This is a genomic window from Actinomadura sp. 6N118 (assembly GCF_044326415.1).
Taxonomy (GTDB): domain Bacteria; phylum Actinomycetota; class Actinomycetes; order Streptosporangiales; family Streptosporangiaceae; genus Spirillospora.
The window spans coordinates 51,494-71,101 of record NZ_JBIRAZ010000019.1; the positions used below are offsets into that span (position 1 = coordinate 51,494).

At 67.8% G+C, this 19,608-nt stretch carries 19 protein-coding genes and 2 pseudogenes; 15 read left to right on the forward strand and 6 right to left on the reverse strand.

Translation table 11 applies throughout. The features are described 5' to 3' along the window. The first annotated feature begins 234 nt into the window (after positions 1-234). On the forward strand, positions 235-1,545 hold the full coding sequence (locus ACH34W_RS38745; RefSeq protein ID WP_395966166.1) for an RNA-guided endonuclease InsQ/TnpB family protein: 1,311 nt from the start codon (positions 235-237) through the stop codon (positions 1,543-1,545). 11 nt (positions 1,546-1,556) lie between these two features. Here the strand turns inward: ACH34W_RS38745 and ACH34W_RS38750 are convergent. Beyond that, positions 1,557-2,579 (reverse strand): annotated as a pseudogene (locus ACH34W_RS38750) (zinc-binding dehydrogenase); the annotation flags it as partial. Positions 2,580-2,717: 138 nt separating this feature from the next. Here ACH34W_RS38750 and ACH34W_RS38755 point away from each other — a divergent pair. Continuing rightward, a pseudogene (locus tag ACH34W_RS38755) lies at positions 2,718-3,592 on the forward strand (helix-turn-helix transcriptional regulator). A 54-nt stretch (positions 3,593-3,646) separates the two neighbouring features. Here the strand turns inward: ACH34W_RS38755 and ACH34W_RS38760 are convergent. Both ACH34W_RS38760 and ACH34W_RS38765 read right to left on the reverse strand, forming a co-directional pair. Beyond that, complete coding sequence (locus ACH34W_RS38760) at positions 3,647-4,561, reverse strand: DUF1963 domain-containing protein (protein WP_395966167.1); 915 nt, start codon at positions 4,559-4,561, stop codon at positions 3,647-3,649. A gap of 91 nt (positions 4,562-4,652) precedes the next feature. Further along, the gene (locus ACH34W_RS38765) at positions 4,653-5,090 is read right to left on the reverse strand and encodes a MarR family winged helix-turn-helix transcriptional regulator (RefSeq protein ID WP_395966168.1); all 438 of its coding nucleotides are present in this window, start codon (positions 5,088-5,090) and stop codon (positions 4,653-4,655) included. A gap of 54 nt (positions 5,091-5,144) precedes the next feature. Here ACH34W_RS38765 and ACH34W_RS38770 point away from each other — a divergent pair, with 54 nt between their 5' ends. The 5 genes from ACH34W_RS38770 to ACH34W_RS38790 all read left to right on the forward strand — a co-directional run bounded on the left by ACH34W_RS38770 (position 5,145) and on the right by ACH34W_RS38790 (position 10,599). Next, positions 5,145-5,489, forward strand: coding sequence for a VOC family protein (locus ACH34W_RS38770; protein ID WP_395966169.1), 345 nt, complete (start codon positions 5,145-5,147; stop codon positions 5,487-5,489). 47 nt (positions 5,490-5,536) lie between these two features. Continuing rightward, positions 5,537-6,721 (forward strand): MFS transporter, encoded by a 1,185-nt coding sequence (locus ACH34W_RS38775; protein WP_395966170.1) that lies wholly within the window; start codon positions 5,537-5,539, stop codon positions 6,719-6,721. Between the two features lie 672 nt (positions 6,722-7,393). Continuing rightward, on the forward strand, positions 7,394-8,563 hold the full coding sequence (locus tag ACH34W_RS38780; protein WP_395966171.1) for an amidohydrolase family protein: 1,170 nt from the start codon (positions 7,394-7,396) through the stop codon (positions 8,561-8,563). Positions 8,564-8,741: 178 nt separating this feature from the next. After that, positions 8,742-9,446 carry a response regulator transcription factor gene (locus tag ACH34W_RS38785; RefSeq protein WP_395966172.1) on the forward strand — a complete coding sequence of 235 codons (705 nt, stop codon included), beginning with the start codon at positions 8,742-8,744 and terminating at the stop codon, positions 9,444-9,446. A 22-nt stretch (positions 9,447-9,468) separates the two neighbouring features. After that, on the forward strand, positions 9,469-10,599 hold the full coding sequence (locus ACH34W_RS38790; RefSeq protein ID WP_395966173.1) for a sensor histidine kinase: 1,131 nt from the start codon (positions 9,469-9,471) through the stop codon (positions 10,597-10,599). An 84-nt stretch (positions 10,600-10,683) separates the two neighbouring features. Here the strand turns inward: ACH34W_RS38790 and ACH34W_RS38795 are convergent, their stop codons facing one another. Then, a complete protein-coding gene (locus ACH34W_RS38795; RefSeq protein WP_395966174.1) occupies positions 10,684-11,367 on the reverse strand; it encodes a TetR/AcrR family transcriptional regulator in 684 nt (227 codons plus the stop codon). A 130-nt stretch (positions 11,368-11,497) separates the two neighbouring features. Here ACH34W_RS38795 and ACH34W_RS38800 point away from each other — a divergent pair, with 130 nt between their 5' ends. Further along, positions 11,498-12,280, forward strand: a complete 783-nt coding sequence (locus ACH34W_RS38800; RefSeq protein WP_395966175.1) for an alpha/beta fold hydrolase — start codon at positions 11,498-11,500, stop codon at positions 12,278-12,280. Between the two features lie 344 nt (positions 12,281-12,624). Here ACH34W_RS38800 and ACH34W_RS38805 read toward each other — a convergent pair whose 3' ends face one another. Then, positions 12,625-13,005, reverse strand: a complete 381-nt coding sequence (locus ACH34W_RS38805; RefSeq protein WP_395966176.1) for a MerR family transcriptional regulator — start codon at positions 13,003-13,005, stop codon at positions 12,625-12,627. Positions 13,006-13,064: 59 nt separating this feature from the next. On the opposite strand from ACH34W_RS38805, the gene ACH34W_RS38810 reads away from it, so the two are divergent. After that, a complete protein-coding gene (locus ACH34W_RS38810) occupies positions 13,065-13,973 on the forward strand; it encodes an NAD(P)-dependent oxidoreductase (protein WP_395966177.1) in 909 nt (302 codons plus the stop codon). Positions 13,974-14,364: 391 nt separating this feature from the next. On the opposite strand, the gene ACH34W_RS38815 is transcribed toward ACH34W_RS38810, so the two are convergent. Beyond that, on the reverse strand, positions 14,365-15,315 hold the full coding sequence (locus ACH34W_RS38815; protein WP_395966178.1) for a helix-turn-helix transcriptional regulator: 951 nt from the start codon (positions 15,313-15,315) through the stop codon (positions 14,365-14,367). A 210-nt stretch (positions 15,316-15,525) separates the two neighbouring features. Between ACH34W_RS38815 and ACH34W_RS38820 the strand changes: the two genes are divergently transcribed. From ACH34W_RS38820 to ACH34W_RS38845, 6 genes are all read left to right on the forward strand, one after another. Then, complete coding sequence (locus tag ACH34W_RS38820) at positions 15,526-16,104, forward strand: ester cyclase (RefSeq protein ID WP_395966179.1); 579 nt, start codon at positions 15,526-15,528, stop codon at positions 16,102-16,104. Between the two features lie 56 nt (positions 16,105-16,160). Continuing rightward, a complete protein-coding gene (locus tag ACH34W_RS38825; RefSeq protein ID WP_395966180.1) occupies positions 16,161-17,006 on the forward strand; it encodes an SDR family oxidoreductase in 846 nt (281 codons plus the stop codon). 71 nt (positions 17,007-17,077) lie between these two features. Beyond that, complete coding sequence (locus ACH34W_RS38830; protein ID WP_395966181.1) at positions 17,078-17,560, forward strand: nitroreductase family deazaflavin-dependent oxidoreductase; 483 nt, start codon at positions 17,078-17,080, stop codon at positions 17,558-17,560. 65 nt (positions 17,561-17,625) lie between these two features. Next, positions 17,626-18,606, forward strand: a complete 981-nt coding sequence (locus ACH34W_RS38835; RefSeq protein WP_395966182.1) for an aldo/keto reductase — start codon at positions 17,626-17,628, stop codon at positions 18,604-18,606. A gap of 241 nt (positions 18,607-18,847) precedes the next feature. Then, a complete protein-coding gene (locus tag ACH34W_RS38840) occupies positions 18,848-19,102 on the forward strand; it encodes a hypothetical protein (RefSeq protein ID WP_395966183.1) in 255 nt (84 codons plus the stop codon). 7 nt (positions 19,103-19,109) lie between these two features. Then, positions 19,110-19,571: a hypothetical protein gene (locus ACH34W_RS38845; protein ID WP_395966184.1), complete on the forward strand. Its 462-nt coding sequence runs from the start codon at positions 19,110-19,112 to the stop codon at positions 19,569-19,571. Positions 19,572-19,608: the final 37 nt, after the last annotated feature.

The following is a 19,608-nucleotide window of genomic DNA, read 5'->3' on the forward strand; positions in this document are numbered from 1 at the left end:
GCGTGCTCGCGGTGTGTTCCCAGGGCACTGGACGGAGGAAGCTCGCACCCAGCAGCCGGGTGTGGTTCCACCAGTCGTCGTCAGGTGCGTCGAGACCGTCGATGACGAGCCGGGCCGGCGGGTGAGGAGCTGGTCGGTGAAGACCGGCCCGCCGGTAATTGGGTGTGAAGACCAAATGGGCGTGCAGGAAAGCGTTGAGTGATTTTGTCGGCACGGGCCGTTATGGTCATGGTCATGAAGCTGGTGGTGCAGGTGAAGCTGCTGCCGTCGTCTGAGCAGGCGGCGGCGCTGGCGGCGACCCTGCGGACGGTGAACGCGCTGGCCGACCAGGTGTCGGCGCAGGCGTTCGAGTGGTTCGGGCTCAAGCCGCGTGAGCGGGCGCTGCGCGGGGTGGCCTACGGGGAGCTGAAGGACGCCGGTCTGGGGGCGCAGGCGGCCCAGCATGTGATCAAGCGGGTGGTGGACGCCTACAGTTCGCTGCGTGGCCTGATCGACGCCGGGGTCTTGGGCGGGCCGCAGGCGCGGCGCCGCCGTAAGGCCGAGTCCAAACCCATCACCTTCCGGTCGGACGCCGCGCATACCTATGACGACCGGTGCCTGTCGTGGCAGGTCGATGCCCGCACGGTGTCGATCTGGACTACGGCGGGCCGGGTGCGGGGGGTGGCGTTCACCGGGTCGGCGGCCGATCTGAAGGCCCTGGCCGAGCATCGGCAGGGCGAGTCGGATCTGGTGTGCCGGGACGGGGTGTTCTACCTGTTGGCCGTCTGTGAGATCCCCGAGAAGCCGCTCAACGCCGAGCCGGCCGATTGGGTCGGGGTGGATCGCGGCATCAACAACCTGGCCACCACCAGCGACGGTGGCAACTACCAGGGCCGCCGTCTGCAGCGGTATCGGCGCTGGCAGGCCCGTAAACGCGCCGAGCTGCAGGCCAAGAAGGAACAGGGCAGCCGGTCGGCCGCCCGGCGGCTGGCCAAACGCAAGCAGCGTGAATCCAGACACGCCACCCAGCAAAATCACGTCATCTCCAAGGGCATCGTGGCCGTCGCGGAACGCACCGGACGCGGCATCGCACTCGAACAACTGAGTGGGATCCGCGAGCGGGTACGGCTCTCCCGTGACCAGCGGGCCACGCAATCGTCCTGGCCGTTCCACCAGCTCGGGGCCTTCATCGCCTACAAGGCCCACCGGGCCGGGGTGCCCTTCCTGGAAGTGGACCCGGCCTACACCTCCCAGAGCTGCCCGCGCTGCGGGCACGTCTCCCGCAAGAACCGTCCCACTCGGGACCTTTTCTGCTGTCGCCGGTGCGGGCTCGCTGGCCCGGCCGACGAAGTCGCCGCCGTGAACATCCGAAACCGGGCACGGACGGCGTGGGTATTTGTCAACATGCCCGTCCCCCACCCCGCAGGCCAGACCCGCAAAACCCGGGTTCACGCCCGCAAGGTGAAGGGAGATGCGCCCCGGCACGACAGCCAGCCGCGACGGGAAGCGCGACAAGGCGTGCACGGCCAGAGCCCCAAGCTCAGCCGTTCACGGCCGAGAAGTTGACGTGAACGTCAGGACGACCTTGCCGAAGGCGCCGCGGGCCAGATGGTCCAGGGCTGCGGGGAGCTCGGTGTGCGGGTACGCGGTGTCGATCACTGGAGAGATGCCGGCCTGGTCGACGGCGTGGACGAACTCTTCCAGAGAACGCCGGTGCCCCACCTGGATGCCGTTGATCGTGAGCTTCTTGCGGGCCAGATCGGACATCTGGCCGGTGAGCTCAAAGCCGCCCAGGACGCCGATCAGCGCGACATGGCCGCCGACGGCCGCAGCCTTCAACGAGCGCGCCAGATGCGCTCCGCCGACGGTCTCCAGGATGTGATCGGCGCCGTGACCTGCAGTCAGCTCATGTACGGCTTCGACCCAGTCGCGGAGTTCCGGTTGATTCCATGGGCTGCTCCCAAGGCCGTGGCACGGGCCAACTTGGCGTCCTCGCCAGAGGTCACGATCACCCTGGCGCCGTGCGCGGCGGCGATCTGCAGGCCGAAAAGCGAGACCCCGCCGGTGCCCTGAACGAGGACGGTCTGGCCGGCGCGTAGCCGCCCGCGTTCGACCAGCGCGGTCCACGCCGTCAGACCGGCCATGGGAAGGGTGCTGGCCTCGGCGTCGGTGAGACTTGCCGGGGCCGATACGACCCACTCCTGGTCCAGGGCGACGTACTCGGAGAAGACCCCCGGGAAATAGCCGCTGCCGAGCGCCTCGGGACCGCCGAGCAGCGCGTCGCCCGGCCCGGATCCGTCGATCCAGCCAGGCAGGCTCACTGAGATCACCCGATCCCCGAGCCGCCACCGTTCCACCTCCGCGCCGACCGCCACGACCGTTCCGGCCATGTCGGATCCGGGCACGAACGCCCCCGTTTCGGGGAAGACCATCGTCAGCCCGTCGTCAATGGCCAGCCGGTCGCGGTAGTTCAGCGCCGCAGCACCCACCTTGACCAGAATCTCTCGCGCGCCCGGAACCGGGACGGGGCCTTGGGCCAACTTCAGGTGCTCGCGACCGGTCGCGGTCATCGTCCAGTACGTCATCAACGGATGCTCCATCCAACGCTGGGTCCTCAACGGAAGCTCAGCCTGGACCTCCAGCCGTATGGCAACCACACCCCGAGTTGCCTACTCACCGCGTGCCTGGCAACGACAGGGTCAGGTACCGCCGACGACGCATGGGGCAAGATGACACGCATGCGGGACACCACGACGCTGGGCGACTTCCTGCGCACCAGACGCAGCCGACTCAAGCCCGAAGATCTGGGCATCATCCACCATGGCCTGCGCCGGGTACCGGGGCTGCGCCGGGAGGAACTCGCTCAACTCGCCGGCGTCAGCCCCACCTACTACACGCGGCTGGAGCAGGGACGAAGCCACCAGGCGTCCGCCTCGGTGCTGGAAGCCCTTGCCGACGCGCTGCGGCTGACCGACGAAGAGCGGGCCTACCTGCACCGCCTGGCCCGGCCAGAGCCGCCCAAGCCACGCCGGAACGGCAAGACCTTGCCCGTACGGCCAAGTACGCGCCGGCTCCTCGACGCCATGGAGGACGCCGCAGCCGTTCTCACCGATCACCGCACCGACGTGGTCGCCTGGAATCCGCTCGGTCACCTGCTGCTGGCCGGCCACCTCGACCCCGACGCCCCCGACCGCCAGTCCACCCGCCCGAACCTGACCAGGATGCTCTTCCTCGACGCGCATCACCGGGACCTCTACCCCGCTGGCACCAGGCCGCAACCTGCGCGGTGTCCGCGATCCGGAACGCAGCCGGACATCACCGGGACGACCGCAGGCTTGCCGAACTGATCGGCGATCTCACCATGAACAGCCAGGAGTTCGCCACCCTGTGGTCCAAGCACTCCGTGAGCGGCCATGCCTACGGTGAACGCCATTTCAGCCATCCCGAGGTCGGCAGCCTCACCCTCGATCTGGAAACCCTCACCTTGCCCGACGGCTCCGGCCGCCGGATGCTGATCTACAGCGCCGCAGAGGGAAGCCCTGCCCAGGCCGCCCTCCGTTTGCTGCACATTCAGGCTCAGCAGCACCGCCCCGCCATCGGCGCCGAGCTCTAGCCGCAGGATTACCCACACCGTTTTCCAGGTTTCCATGCGCAGGGATTACCGGCCCTACCAGTCGTCGGGGTTGGCTCGCACCTGGCTCAGGTCGCCCTCCCACAGGGCTTTGGCCGGCGCGACAAACCGCACGATGCCCCCGTCCCCCCACTCCCACAAGTCAGTACTGCCCAAAGTGAGCAGGTGGACGTAAGGCTCGTCCGGCGACAACTCCTCCAACAGGTCAACGCCGTAGCTGCGGATCGGCGGCCAGCCGAACGCCTGGTTGCTCATGCCACCCCACTCGATGCCCTGCTCGCTCACGCAGTACCGCGGCCAGGCATCCTCGCCGAACTTGTCGACCACCAGCCAGCCGGGATTCACACGGTAAAGCGATGTCTCCTCGAACTCGTTTCCGAAGTCAAGGCTGTTGAGTACCGGGTCACAGTCATAGGACGAAGCCGACGGCAAAGTGACAACGGGGGTGGCGACCAGCGGAATCCGGTCGAACCTGGGCGCCGGATCCGGCGCGGCGATCTCGATCGCGCGTTGCGGGTCGGCAGGAACCACCCGGCATACCTGCGGATCGTCATAGCTGAAGCCGCTGGCTTCCTTGGGAACCTCCGTGGAGCCGGTCTCCGGGTCCAGGAAGAAGAAGTTGAGCAGCGCCGACCCGGTCGGTGGGATCTGGTCGCCCAGCCACGGGCTGAGCGCGCCGACATCGAGTACCGCGTACAGGCTGAGCGGCACACCCGCGTACATCGGCCACGGAGTGCCCGGCTCCAGCAGCGCCGGGCCGCCCCACCGGCACAGCCCGGCTGCCGCTGAAGACTCATCCGCGGGCTTTAGATCGAACGCGGGCCGCGCCAGCGCCGCCAACTGGCCGCCCAGATGTTCCCCCAGATGTTCAACGCACAGTTCACGCACCCCGGACAGCGCCTCTTGGTATCCCATCCGATCAGGAAAGCATCTGATGTCATCGAAGATCATCAATTCAGGACATTTCAGAGCAAGCGAACGAAGAGTCCCAACCCTCGACCAGACCGAGCTCCTCGCCGCTATGAGGGGAGGTGCACAGTGGCTATGGCCGCTCTAGAACACGGGCTAGGTCATCGCGTAGCCGACGCTGCTGCGCCGGGGACAACGGGGAGAACAGCTGCTGTTCGACGGCGCGCACGGCGACGCTGGCCTTGCGTAGCGTCGCTTGTCCGGTTCGGGTGAGCTTGGTCGGCAGCGCTCGTCCATGGTCGGCGTGATCAGGCCTGGTGAGCAGGCCCCGCTCTTGTAGCCGGCGGAGGACGAGGTTCATCGACTGGCGGGTGACGAAGGCGCGGCGGGCGAGTTCGGAGTTGGACAGTCCCGGATGCTGGCCGAGCAGTTCGAGGCATGCGTATTGGGCGACGGTGAGACCCAGTGGACGCAGCACCTCATCCATCGCGGTGTGCAGCGAGGCTTGCACCTGCTTGAGGACGTAGCCCACCGACTGGTCAAGATCGCCGACGGTCTCTTCTTGCTCCATGTCAGCATTCTGACATATCCTCCTATGTCAGCAGGCTGACATAGGAGGATGCTCATGAGTGGACAGGTCACGTACTTCGAGCTGCCGAGCAGCGACATCGAAGCAACCCAGCGGTTCTGGGGCTCGCTCTTCGGTTGGACGTTCTACGAGGGCAACTTCCCGGGCTACTCGATGATCCAGGGGCCCGAGCCCATGGGCGGATCGCCGCACGACGATTCGTCACGGCACCCGCGCATCTTCTTCGCCGTCGACGACATCACCGCCGCCGTCGCCCGGGTACGCGCACTCGGTGGCACGGCAGAAGATCCGATCAGCATCCCCTCCGGTGCCTACGCCCACTGCACAGATGATCAGGGCGTGGAGTTCAGCCTGTCTCAGCAGGCCGGAGACCAGGATTGAGCCGCACCGAGATCGGCGAGCCAGAACCGAAGGGATCCGGCCCCCTCGTGAGACCGTTGCTGCCTCTGGCGCTGGCAACCTTCGCGGTCGGCACAGACGCGTTCGTGATGGCCGGTCTCCTGCCGGCCATCGCCGCCGACCTTGAGGTCGGCGTCCCGGCAGCCGGCCAGCTGGTGACCGTGTTCGCACTGACATTGGCTGTCGCTGCGCCGGTTCTGAGTTGGCTGCTGAGCCCGCTGGACCGCCGCACGGCACTACAGCTCGCACTGATCGTGTTCATCGTCGGCAATGTCATCACCGCACTCAGCCCGACCTACACGCTGGCGTTGCTGGCCCGGATTCTCACCGCAGCCGGTGCGGCCACCATCACCGCCACAGCAGCGAGCGCAGCCGTCGCGATCACGCCTCCCGAACGGCGAGGGCGTGCCATGGCGCTGGTCATCGGTGGGCTGACCCTGTCCACCGCACTGGGCATGCCCCTGGGCAACTTGATCGGCAGCATCGACTGGCGGCTCACCCTCTGGGCCGTCGCCGCCCTTGGCATCGCTGCCGCGATCGGCGTCTCGGCAACAATGCCCAAGGTCGTGCTGCCGGCGACAAGCCTGAGGGCCCGCCTAGCTCCACTGCGCCAGCGCAAGGTCCTCACCATCTTGGTCGTGACGCTGCTGGTGATGGCCGGTCATTACACCGTCTACACCTACATCGGAGCAGTGACCGCGGACGCCACGAACGGATCGTTCCCCCAGGCCCCCACCATGATCCTGTTCGTCTGGGGCGCCGGAGTCTTCGGCGGCAACCTCATCGCCGGCCATCTCGCCGACAAGCTCCCGGCGCTCGGGGTCGCGGTCGCAGCACTCGTCGCCAGCACCGTGCTGCTCGCGATCAGCCCACTCATGGTCAGCCACCTGATCGTTGCATGCGTCTGGGCTGCCATCTGGGGCACGACCGATGGAATGGCCTCGGTGGTCCAGCAACACCGGCTGGTGCTCATTGCACCCGCCTCAGCACCAGTGCTCCTTGGTCTCAACTCCTCCGCGATCTACCTGGGCGTGGCGATGGGCGGCGGACTCGGCGGTCCAGCCCAAGACTGGCTGTCGGTCACCCTGCTCGGCCTTCCCGCCGCCGCCCTGGCGTTGCTCGCCACCATCGTCACCCTCGCCGAGGGGAGGGCAGACCCGGCGAAAGCCCCGCTGACCTCGGCCTTCCGCGCGCCCAGCAGAACGGGGAGGTGATGCCACACGAGCGGCAGGAGACCTGCAGTTTCCCGCTGACCAGCCCGCTTGGTGCCCGGCGGCCAGCGCCGCCGGGCTCAGCAGATCCCAACGCGTTCCGCGGTACCGCTCCCGGTCATGGCCGCACCTCGAGGTGGGTGGTGAGGAACTCGAGCTGGTCGGGGCCCCAATAAGAACTGTCCGAGCGCCAGCGAGGGCCATGTTGCTGGGTGCGCTGGGCACCGCAGTCACTGACGCCCACGGCGCGGACGCCGACGGCATGGCCGAGGCCACCGATCTCTCGAGAACGCGCTTGGTCCCCAGAAGTTCACAGCGGCAACCCGCCGCGGCACCGGCATGTCCGCCGACGCCACAGTGGCCTTCGCCCTGTCGACGATCGAGAACGCTCTAGGCCAAAGGCCATACGGACAAGCACCAATGAACTGACCGCCCTGCAAGGCGCCGCCGCCACGATCGACGCATCCGACGACCTGGGCGCCAGCCTGGCGATTGGCTTCACGGAAGCTTCATGTGCTGAGTGGTTCGTGCTTTATGAGGCGGCTGTTGTCTGGCGGTCATGCACGCACGGCACCGGCCCCGTCCACCGTCCTGCGCAGGCCCTGCCCGGCCGGGCGACGGCGCCGTAAACACACATACGACCTGACTCGCACACAGAATGAAGAAGGACCTGGAATGAACCGGCGACAGAACATCTCGCGTCGAAGGCTGATCGAAGGGACATCGGTCGCGGCGCTTGCCGCGGCGGTGGCCACGGTGCCGGCTGCTGCGGCTGCTCCCGGGGCGGCGCCGTCTGGCCCGGGGCTGCCGAAGGGCAACTGGCGTATCGATACCCACGCGCACTACTCCCCCGACGTGTACAACGAATACTTGAAACGCTACGGCCTCCTCGGCGCCATTACCGGGGCGTACGGTCCGTGGTCGGTCGATCGGCACCTGGCCTTCATGGACCAGTACCGGATCCAGGCCAGCGTCCTGTCGTTCGGCGACATCCAGATCACCCTCGGCCCAGTTGACGACCGGCGCGCCACCGCCCGCGCGGTCAACGACTACGCTCACAACCTCGTGCAGACCCGTGGTGACCGGTTCGGGATCTTCGCGGTCACCCCGATGCCCGACATCGAGGGCTCGGTGGCCGAGGTGGACCGCGCGCTCGGCGACCTGGATCTCGACGGCATCTGCCTGCTTACCAACTACCAAGGCATCTACCTGGGGGATCCTTCGTTCGCGCCGCTGTACAAGATCCTCAATGACCGCGGCGCCTACGTCTACGTCCACCCGACGGGTCCGGAGGCGAACCCGGCTCCGAAGCTCTGCTTCGGCCCCGACATCCCCGCCGGGAACAACGTGTTCGAGTACACGTTCGACGCGACCCGTTCGATGACGAGCCTGATCTACAACGGTGTCCTGCGGGACTACCCGAACATCCGCTGGCACTTCACGCACTGCGGTGGGGCACTGCCGTTCCTGGCCTACCGGCTCGCGACACGGCACTCGGCCTTCCCGCCGTTCAATGAGGTGCTGCCGGAAGGCCCTCTCACGTACATCTCGCGGATGTACTTCGACGACGCACAGGCGTTCACCGCCGCGCAGTTGCAGCCGCTGTTGTCGCTTGTGCCCGCCGACCACATCATGTTCGGCAGCGACTGGCCGGCGACCCGCCACCTCTACACGGCCGACAACGTCGAGACGATGCCCTTCCTCAAGGGGAGCCTGCCGCTTCTGCAGGCAGGCGACCCTGAACCGCCCGTCGATGAGGTCTACAGCCGGCGCCAGCGGATCGCTCTCGAGCGGACCAACGCCCTCGCCCAGTTCCCGAAGCTGCGGGCGCGTCTACGCCGCTGATCCGCGACCGCACGAAGCCAGTTTGCGCAGGTCCGGATGGGCGAGGCCGGGCCGGGAGATGGTCGCCGGCCACGAAAGGCACCGTACGCTGGCCGCATTCGAGGCCTGTACCTCCACGCCGCCGGTCGGCCCCGCGGCCATGACGGCCCTCCCACCTCGGCGATGGAAAGCGAGCACGATGAGTACACAGCGCGTTCTGGTCGTCGATGACGAACCCAAGATCCGCATGACCGTGCGCGGCTACCTGGAGGCGGACGGGTTCCACGTCATCGAAGCCGCGGACGGACCGTCCGCCCTGCAGGCGGTCACCCGTGACCGGCCGGACCTCGTGGTGCTCGATGTGATGCTCCCCGGGCTGGACGGATTCCAGGTCCTGCGCCGCATCCGGGAGGCGAGCCAGATCCCGGTGATCCTGCTCACCGCCCGGGACGAGGAGGTCGACCGGCTGATCGGCTTCACCACCGGCAGCGACGACTACGTCACCAAGCCGTTCAGCCCCCGCGAACTGGCACTACGGGTACGCGCCATCCTGCGGCGCACCGACGACCGGTCCGAGGCGGCCCACGAGGCCGGCGTGCTGCGCTTCGACGGGCTGACTGTCGATCGCGTGACGCGGACCGTGCTGGTCGATGCCGACCGGCTGGTGGAGCTGTCGGCCCTCGACTTCGATCTGCTGTTCGCGATGGCCCGGGTCCCGGGACGGGTCTTCACCCGGCGTGGACTGCTGACCCAGGTGTGGGGCGAGGACTTCTTCGGCGACGAGCGCGTCGTGGACGTACACATCCGTACTCTGCGGCGCGCGCTGGGCGACGACGCGAGCGCACCCCGGTTCGTAGGCACCGTCCGCACCATCGGATACCGGTTCATCGGGCGCCCCGCCTAGCGGTCAGGAAGGACACCCACCCATGCGGGCCTTCAGCTTCCCTGCCTACCGCAGGTGTCGTGCGCGGCTGCGCCGAATCCAGGAGCGTCTGTTGCTCCGCAACCGGCTGGTGCTCTCGCACGTCATGGTGCTCCTCTTGGCACTGGTGGCCATGGCGGTGACCAGCGCGCTGATCGAGGTGTGGCTCGGGCTTGACGACGTCGAAGGCGACGTGGTCCTGCAGGTCGGCCTTTGGTTCGGAGTGGCCGCGGCCTTCCCGGCGTCCGTCGCCCTGTCGCGGTTCCTGCTGCGTCCGCTCGACAGGGTACGCGCCGCCACGCGGCGGCTCGCCGAGGGACACTACGACGACATCCTCGAACTCCCCAGCGAGCCGGGCCTGGCAGCGCTGGTCGAAGACGTCAACACGCTGGCGGCGGCCCTCGCCGACACCGAACGCCGCCGCGCCCGGCTGATCTCCGAGGTCGCCCACGAGATGCGGACCCCCATCACCCTCCTACGTGGCCAGATCGAGGGTATGGCCGACGGCATCTTCATCCCCGATGAGGCGATGTTCGCCTCCCTGGCCGACGACCTGGACCGGCTGCAGCGCCTGGCGGGCGACCTCTCCAGCCTGTCCCGGTCGGAGGAGGGCGCCTTCGATCTTCACCGCAAGCCCACCGACGTGGCCCTGGTGGCACTGACCACAGCCGAGCGACTGCGCCCTCAGTACGACGACCAGATGGTGTCCGTCGTCGTTGACGCAGGCACACCCGTCGGCGCCTTCTGCGACCCGGACCGGATCACCCAGGTCCTGGTGAACCTGCTCGGCAACGCACTGGCCGCATCCGATCCGCACGGGCATGTGGCGCTGTCCGTGCACACCGAACCATCTCCCGTGCACTGCGTGATCGTCCGCGTCATGGACGACGGCATCGGCATCGCCGAACACGACCTCGAGCGCATCTTCCACCGCTTCGAACGCCTTGAGCATCCCGGCCGACCCGCCGCCGCTGGCGGCAGCGGCATCGGTCTGGCCATCGCCCGGGGCATCGCCCGAGCTCATGGTGGAGACATCACCGCGGAATCCGCCGGGCTGGGCAAGGGAGCAACGTTCACCTTGCGCCTACCGCAGGACCCCGCCCCAGGGGGCGGCATGCCTTCGGTCTCCCGCTGATAAGAGATCCCTCCGCCTGCACGAGGCCGTGGCGCGGTGGTTACGGCGCCGGTCGGCATCCCCCACGTACGGCCGGTTGGGATGTCACTCCTGGTTACGCTCGGGCTCGGTCGGTGGCGGTGGCGGTGGCGGTGGCGGTGGTGCCTGTGGTGCCTGTGGTGCCTGTGGCCAGGCCGCCATCGCCATGTCGACCACACGCTCCAGTGCCTCCCGTCCTGCCCCGTCGCATGCCTGCTGGTTCATCCCCTGGATGACCGCCGCGTAGAAGGTCGCCAGCCCGTCGGCGTCCGTACTGGCGGGGAGCTGCCCCGCGTCGACGTCGGCGCGGATGCAGGCGGCGATCGCAGCCTTGGTTTCCTCGCGCATCGCACGCAGCTTGGCCTTCACATCCTGCGAGCCGGGGGCGCAGTTGGTCGCCCCGGTGATGATGAGGCAGCCCGGCGGGTGGCTCGGGTCGGTGTAGTCGGCGGCCAGGTGCCGCAGCATCGTGGCGATCCCCGAGCGGGCGCCCGGCCCCTTCGGCGGGGGAGATCCGTACGTGCGCGTGTACAGCTGGACGGCCTCGTCGAACAGCTGCCGCTTGTCGCCGAAGGCGGCGTACAGGCTCGGCGGGTTGATCCCCATGGCCTCGGTGAGTGAGGCGACCGATGTCGTCTCGTACCCGTGTGTCCAGAACTCGCGCAGGGCGACGGCCAGGGCCTGGTCACGGTCGAAGGCGCGGCGGCTCCTCCGGGACGCGGTCTTGGCCGGGATGTGTCCGCTGCTCATGACTGCATCCTACCGCTACCTGTAGCGATTGCTAAAGACGCTCTGGTACTGTCGTCGGCGTCGGCTAGCTTTAGTGATCGATAAAGCTAAGTGGTCGGATTGATCGGCCGACACCACGAAAGGAACTCTGATGACCACGCCATCACTGGCCGCCTTCGCCCGCACGCGCCGCGGCACCGGCCCCGGCCTCCTCCTCGCCCACGGCGCGGGCGGCGGCATCGAGGCCAACTACGGAGCGATCATGGAAGGGCTCACCGCACGGCACACCGTCGTCGGGGTCGACTACCCCGGCGCCGGCGCGACCCCGAAGGCCCAGGGGCCCCTTGACATCGACGAGCTGGCGGATCAGCTGGTCGCAGCGGCCGACGCTGAGGGACTCGGCACCTTCGCAGTCAGCGGCTACTCACTCGGCGGACCCGTCGCGATCCGGCTGGCCACACGTCACCCTGAACGCGTCAGCTCACTGGTGCTGAGTGCGTCGTTCTCGCACGCCGACACCCGCACCGTCCTCGTCTCCTCCATCTGGCAGCACCTGTTCGAGACCGGGCCGCACGCGGTGCTCGCCAAATACCTGAACCTGATGACGCTGAGCGAACCGGCTCTCAACGCCCTTACCCCCGCCCAGGTCGACGCCGCCGCCGAGCAGCTCGCGGCCGCCCTTCCCGCCGGCACCGGCGACCAGGTCGACCTGGTCCGAAGGATCGACGTCCGCCGCGACCTCGCCGGGATCGAGGTGCCGACACTCGTCGTCGTCACCGCCGCCGACCCCCTCATCTCCCCGGCCCTCCAGCGGGAGCTCGCCGCCACCATCCCCACCGCCGAGATCGCTGAACTCCCGACCGGGCACCTGCCGTTCGTCGAAGACCCTCAGGGGTGGTTGAAGCTCATCAGCGACTTCCTCGCACGGACCTGAAACCTCTGGCAGGGCCGGCCGCGTACTCCCCCCATCGGCGGGACCTGAGACCAACCTCCGCTGCAACCAGGTGCACCGGATTCCATCAAACTCTCCTGACACACCGTAACCACTGGCGGCCAGATAACTCCCCATCGCCTGGCCGCCAGTGGGAAGTCGCACCTGGCCACTGACAGCGGGGAGACGAGCTCATCGATCGGGGGCATCCCGACGCATCGTCGACACCATGCCGTCGCACACGAAAACGCACACCGGCCACTTGGTCCCGCGGCTGGGGTGTGATCAGTCATCACCCGGTGGGTGTGAGGTAGCGGCGTAGGCACCGTTCTTACGGCACCGGCCGCTTAGCAGGCTTCCGGATCGTCGGTCCCGGTCGGCGCCGTGGCGGCTATGACGGCGTCCAGCGTGTCACGTGCGGCCAGCAGGCCGGCCACGGCCTCGTTGATGCGTTCACGTTCCCGGTTCAGGTCGGGCAGCATGCCGGAACAGGCCGGCGCCAGGATCTGCCCGTCGTCGACCATGCAGGGCAGCAGTTCGGCGATGGTGGCGGTGTTGAGACCGGCGCCGAGCAGCATGCGGATGCCCCGGACGGTGGCGATGTCTTCTTCCGTGAACTCGCGGTACCCGCTGGGCCGCCGCAACGGCTTGAGCAGCCCCTGCTCCTCGTAATAGCGCAGCAGGCGTTGGCTGACTCCGGTCCGCCGGGAGAACTCCCCCATGCGCATGTGACGACCACCACGTTCAGTTGACTCTCACATCGATGTGAGACAGCAGTCTATTCCGCATGACGAACCAACGATCAGCAAGCTCGCAGCACGCGCCCGTTACCGTCATCGGCCTGGGTCCCATGGGCCTCGCCCTCGCCGAGACGCTTTGGGACCACGGCCACACCACGACCGTCTGGAACCGCACCCCCGAGAAAGCCGACAGCCTCGTCACCAAGGGCGTCCACCGTCCGGGGACCGTCGCCGAAGCGGTGTCCGCGAGCCCTGTCACGATCATCTGTCTCAAGGACTACGAGACCATGTACGAGGTCTTCGACTCCGCTGGTGACGCCTTGAAGGGCCGCGTACTGGTGAACCTCAACTCCGGTACCCCGAAGGAGGCGCACGCGGCAGTCAGCTGGGCGACCGAGCGCGGCGCCTCGTACCTGGACGGCGCGATCATGGTGCCGCCGCCGCTGGTCGGGCAGCCCGGATCGGTCTTCATCTACAGCGGTTCGCAGGACGTCTTCGATGAGCACCGGGCGACGCTGGCGAGCATGGGCGATCCCCGGTACCTCGGCTCCGAGCCCGGTCTGGCGGTGCTGTACAACACCGCGCTGCTGGAGATGATGTACGCCACCATGAACGGCTACCTGCACGCCACCGCCATGGTCGGCTCGGCCGGGGTCTCGGCGGTGAAGTTCGCCGAACTGGCCATCGACTGGTTCATGCCCACAGTGCTGGGCCCAATGCTCGCCGAGGATGCTCCCGACCTCGACAAGGGCAACTACCCGGGTGATCTCGGCACCCTGGAGATGAACCTGAACGCGTTGGAGCACATCACCCGCACCTCCGAGGAGCAGGGCGTGCACACCGACCAGCCGCGGCTGATGCAGAAGATCGCCTCGCGGGCGATCGCGGACGGCCATGGCGGCAAGAACTACCTGGCCGTGTTCGAAGTCTTCAAGAAGGCGACACAGGCTCCGTGACCCTCGTCCAGACGTACACACAAACAACTGGCGTCTGGGCAAGGCCAGCATTACCCGTGTGCTTCGGGGCGTGTGCGAGCAGCACCTTGCGGCCGACCAGGCGGACCGGCACCGAGTAGCGCCCGCCCGCCTCCGAGGGGTTGTGGTCCCGCGGCTGGGGTCTGTGATCGGTCATCACCCGGTGGCTCTGAGGTAGCGGCGCAGGCTCGCTAGGTCGTCGGGTTTGCGTACGTGACGTTCGGTGAGCCTCCCCCTGTGGGGCTCGCCCAGCCAGGTCGCGATCATGCGGGACGCGGTGACAGCGCTCTGCGCCGATGCAGCTGTGACAGATGGACATCGTCGGCGGTCTCATGCCGGCCGACGGAACCGAATGCAAGATCGTCACAGGCCATCAGTCGGTTGTATCGGCCGACTCGTCCTGGCTGGTCGATGCGTACTTGTCGATGTCTTCGTTGGTCGCGGCCCAGCTGGCCAGCAGGTTCAGGGCGTCCTGCGAGGGGGAGCCGGGCTCGGCGGTGTAGGTGAGGAGGAACTGGCTGGGGTCGGCGCCCAGCGGGAAGGTCTCGTATGGCAGGTCGAGGTCGCCGACGACAGGGTGGTGGAGGAGCTTCACGCCGGTGGTGTGGATGCGGACGTTGTGGGCGGCCCAGCGGTGGCGGAAGTCCTCGCTGCGGGTGGACAGCTCCCCGATCAGGTCCGTCAGCCGCCGGTCGTAGAGATCGCGGCCTGCCTCGGCACGCAGCATGGCGACCGTGTCGTTGGCGACCTTGTCCCAGTCGCGGAAGAACTCGGTCGCACGCGGGTCGAGGAAGATGAACCTGGCGTTGTTGGGCGGTCGCACCGGGTCGGCGTAGACCGGGGAGAACAGGGCGCGCCCGATGTGGTTGGCGGCCAGGATGTCCCCGCGTCCGTTGAGGACGAACGCGGGTGTGCCGGTCATCGAGTCCAGGACGCGCTGCACCGCGGGCCGCACACGCTGCTGGACCGGGCGGCGGCGCGGCGGACGGGCCGTGCCGGCTCCGCGCAGGAGATCGAGCAGGTGCATTCGCTCGGCCTCGTCGAGTCGCAGCGCTTGCGCGATGCCCTCGATGACGCTCTCGGACACGCCGGTGGCGTCGCCGCGTTCCAGCCGGGTGTAGTACTCGCTGGAGATGCCCGCGAGCAGGGCGACCTCCTCGCGGCGCAGTCCGGTGACCCGCCGACGGTCTCCGCCGTATACCGGCAGGCCGGCCTGCTCGGGGGTGACCCTGGCCCGGCGCGTGCCGAGGAATTCCCGGATCTCCGCACGGAAATCACGACGGATGTCGCGATTTGTGCCGTGAGGATCGTTTTTGCCTGCCATGTGCTCCACTCTACGAGCGCTTCCCTCCGGCTGGGGGTCCCTCTCAGTGACCCCCTCACCAGGGACTCCCACGTTCCGTGGCTGCCTGATTCTGTTGATGTCGCACCGCCCCAGAGCGGTGTGAAGGGATGCGGCGGCGCTTCTGCCGCCGGTCTCCAGCCCCTCCGCGGCGCCGTCGGTGCCGTGATCACCTGAGTCAGAAGGACGATCATGCGTCGATACACCAAGCCGGCCGTCGTCGTCACGGCACTGGGAGCGCTCAGCCTCGCGGTCCTCGGATCGGGAGCCGCAGTCGCGGCCGGCACGGCCGACGGCAGCACCGGCCCTGGGTCGCCGTCTCGCGTCACGGCGGAGTCCGCCTCGTGGAACCACGGGATCACCCAGGTGAACAAGCGCATCGTGCAGCGCTACACCAGTGAGTACCTGCCCGGCCGCGATCCCGCTCTGGCGAGCAAATTCGTCAGCCCGGACATCGTCGTGCACTTCGGCGGCCAGACATGGCAGGGCCGGGACACCTATCTCGGCATCGTCGCCGCGAACCTGAAGGCCTTCCCCGACCTCAAATGGACGGTGCAGGACATGCGGGCCGAGGGCGACACCGTGGCCGTCCGCTACACCATGACCGGCACCCACAAGGGACCCTTCGCCGGGGTCGAGGTGACCGGCAAGGCCATCCGCTCCGAAAGCATGGCGTTCTACCGCCTGTCCCACGGCTTGATCGTCGAGGAGCGAGCCCAGCTCGACATGCTCGGCATCCTCCGCCAGATGGGCGCCATTCCCACCGCATAGCCAGCGGAACTCTGCACACCGGGTGCCGGATCACGGCACCCGAAAGGAAAACCTTAATGAGCAAGGTCATTCTCGTCACTGGTGCCGGACGCGGTCTAGGCACCGACATTGCCCGCGAGGCCCTCGCCGTCGGCCACCAGGTCGTAGCCACTGGCCGCCGCCCCGAAGAGGTCGAGAAGGCTCTGGGCGGGCCGCGGGACGATCTACTGGTCAGCAGGCTGGACGTCACCAGCCTCCAAGATGCCCAGGCCGCCGCGCAGGCCGCCGTCGACCACTTCGGCCGCATTGACGTCCTGGTCAACAATGCCGGGAACCTCTACGCCGGCTACTTCGAGGAGATCTCGCCGGAGCAGATGCGCCAGCAGTTCGAGACCAACCTCTTCGGCCCGATGAACGTCACCCGCGCCGTCCTGCCCCTCATGCGCCGGCAGCGCGCCGGTCACGTCATCACCATCTCCTCGACCGCAGGCCTGGTCGGCATGGAGTTCACCGCTGCCTACGCCGCCTCCAAGTTCGGCGTGGAGGGCTGGATGGAGTCGCTGCGCTACGACGTCGAGCCGTACAACATCCACACCACGGTCGTGGAGCCCGGCTACTTCCGTACCGAACTCCTCGTGGACGGCTCCACCACCTGGCCCGAGCTGTCCGTCGACGACTACGCCGCGCGGACCGCCCCGACGATCGAGGGCATGAAGAGCATGAACGGCCAGCAGCCCGGCGACCCCGCCAAGCTCGCCCGCGCCCTGCTCACGATCGCCGACCAGGACAAGCCGTTCCAGCGCTTCATCGCCGGCGCGGACGCCATCGAGGCCGCCGAAGCCAAGGCCCGCGAACTCCTCGCCCAGGCCGAAGCCTCACGCGAACTGGGCGGCGACCTCGCCTACGACGACACCCACGCCTGAGCAACACACCCCGCACCCCGGCTCGGGGCGCAGGCCGGGTTCATCTCTTCGACAGCATGAAGGTAGGCAACATGCCCCTCAAAGGCGAATACGAGCCGAGCACGGCACAGTTTGTACGTGACCAGGTGGAGCTGTACGAAAGCTCCGGCGGTACGGAAGGAACAACGCTGAGCACCCTGGTCGTACGTGCGGAAGACGAGCAGCTGAAGGACGTGCCAGTGGTCGTCCTGACCACCCTGGGCGCGAAGAGCGGCAAGATCCGCAAGTCCCCGCTCATTCGGGTGGAGCACGACGGCTCCTACGCCGTGGTCGCCTCCGCGGGAGGAGCCCCCAAACACCCCGTCTGGTACCACAACGTGGTGGCCGACCCTCGGGTGGAGCTTCAGGACGGCCCGGTGCGCCAGGACATGCTGGCACGCGAGGTGACCGGGCACGAGAAGGCCCTGTGGTGGGCCCGAGCCGTCGAAGCGTTCCCCGACTATGCCGAGTACCAGATGAAGACGGACCGTGAGATCCCGGTCTTGGTTCTGGAGCCGGCGCCCCAGGAGCACTGACGTGGGGCACTCACAGTCCATTGCCACCGACCGGATCTGACGACCGCTACGACAAGGAATATCTGATGAAGCACGTATCACTGGGTGGGCTTGATGTCTCCCGCATCGGTCTGGGAGCCATGACCATGGCCGGCGTTTACACCACGGGCGGGGGGCTCGATGACGCCGAGTCGATCCGCACCATCCACCGGGCGCTGGACCTGGGCGTTACCCACATCGACACCGCTGAGATCTACGGCCCCTTCCACAGCGAGGAAATCGTCGGCAAGGCCATCAAGGGCCGGTGCGACGACGTTGTCGTGGCGACGAAGTTCGGCCTGGTCTCCCACTCCGGCGGTGGCCCCGGCGTGATCGACAGCAGCGCCGGCAACGTGAAGGCCGCGGTCGAAGGCTCGCTCAAGCGACTCGGCACCGACCACATCGACCTCTACTACCAGCACCGCGTCGACCCGAACACTCCCATTGAGGAGACCATCGGCGCGCTGGCCCAGCTGGTCACCGAAGGCAAGGTGCGCCACATCGGACTCTCCGAGGCCGGCCCCGAGACGATCCGCCGAGCACACACCGTGCACCCGGTGGCCGCGCTCCAGACCGAATACTCCCTGTGGACCCGCGACGTCGAGGCCGAGATCCTCCCCCTGCTGCGCGAGCTCGGCATCGGGTTCGTGCCCTACTCCCCGCTCGGCCACGGACTGCTGACCGGGCAGATCCGCACCGTCGACGACTTCACCGATGACGACTGGCGCAAGACCAACCCGCGGTTCACCGGCGAGAACTTCCAGCGCAACCTGCGCATCGTCGACGAAGTCAGGGCCATCGGCGCCGAGGTCGGAGCCACCCCGGCACAGACCGCACTGGCATGGCTGCTGACCCGCGGCGACGACATCGCCCCCATCCCCGGAACCCGGCGGGTCTCGCGCGTCGAAGAAAACACCGCCGCCGACGGCATCGAACTCAGCCCTGTACAGCTCGACCGCCTGAACAACCTCACGCCGGCCGCAGGCGAACGCCATAACGAGGCGAACATGGCCAGCATCGACCGGTGACCGCCGGCACCGCTGCACTCTCTTTAAGGTCGATCTTGTCGGCCTGGATCAGGTCGATCTGACCAGGTAAAACAGCGCGACTGAGGAGTGGGTGGACGACAGCGGTTTGCCCGTCGGCCCAAGGCGTGAGGGCCCCTGATTCAGTACGACCCGGAGTTCGCCCCCACCGTGGACGGCCCACCGTCCGGGAAGGGGGAAGCCCAGCATGGACCGCTATAAGCAAATCCGGTAGGTTGGTTATATGGCGAGTACGAGAACGATCGCGGTGAGCGTCCCCAACGAGGTCGCAGATCTCCTCGACCGGCAGGCGAACAAGTCGGCGTTCGTCACCGCCGCCCTGCAGGAGAAGATCCAGCGCGACGCCGACAACGCCATCATGGACCGGCTGTGGGGCGAGGGTTGGCGCGACAACATCCCGGCCGAAGCCATGGCCGAGGTCGAGCGCCGCCACATCGCGCACTTCGGGCAGGACGACAACGCACGACGGGCCTCGTGATCACCCCGTGCCCGTGGATTACCTGACCGGCTATGTCCTTGGATACTCCGGCGTCATGGCAATGGGCGCCGACAAACCCTTCCCGCTTGCCGCCGCGCTGCGCGCATGGGTCGAGCAGCGCAGCTCGGCGATGCTGATCCCGGCGCTCGCCGCGCAGCTGGTCCCGCTGGAGTTCGCCGAGTTCCTCGACCAGGGCCTGGTGCAGATCGCCGACCTCACCGCGACCACCGCCCGCGAGGCCGCGCCGGTGATGCGCGCCCTGGCGATGACCGCCGACGAGCCGTCCGGCGCCGACTGGACCGGGGACCTGGACGCCGAACTCGACGAACGCCTGGACGAGACGCTGGAAGCCACCGTCGGCGGCCACGCGGTGCTGCTGGCCCGCGAAAGAAACTGGCCGCTCGTCACCAGAAAGCCCTGGATCTACGAGCCCTACGCGGGCGAAATCAACATCTGGGATCTGCAGTGAATCCGGATCCACCACGCTAACGATCTTGTTGACAACT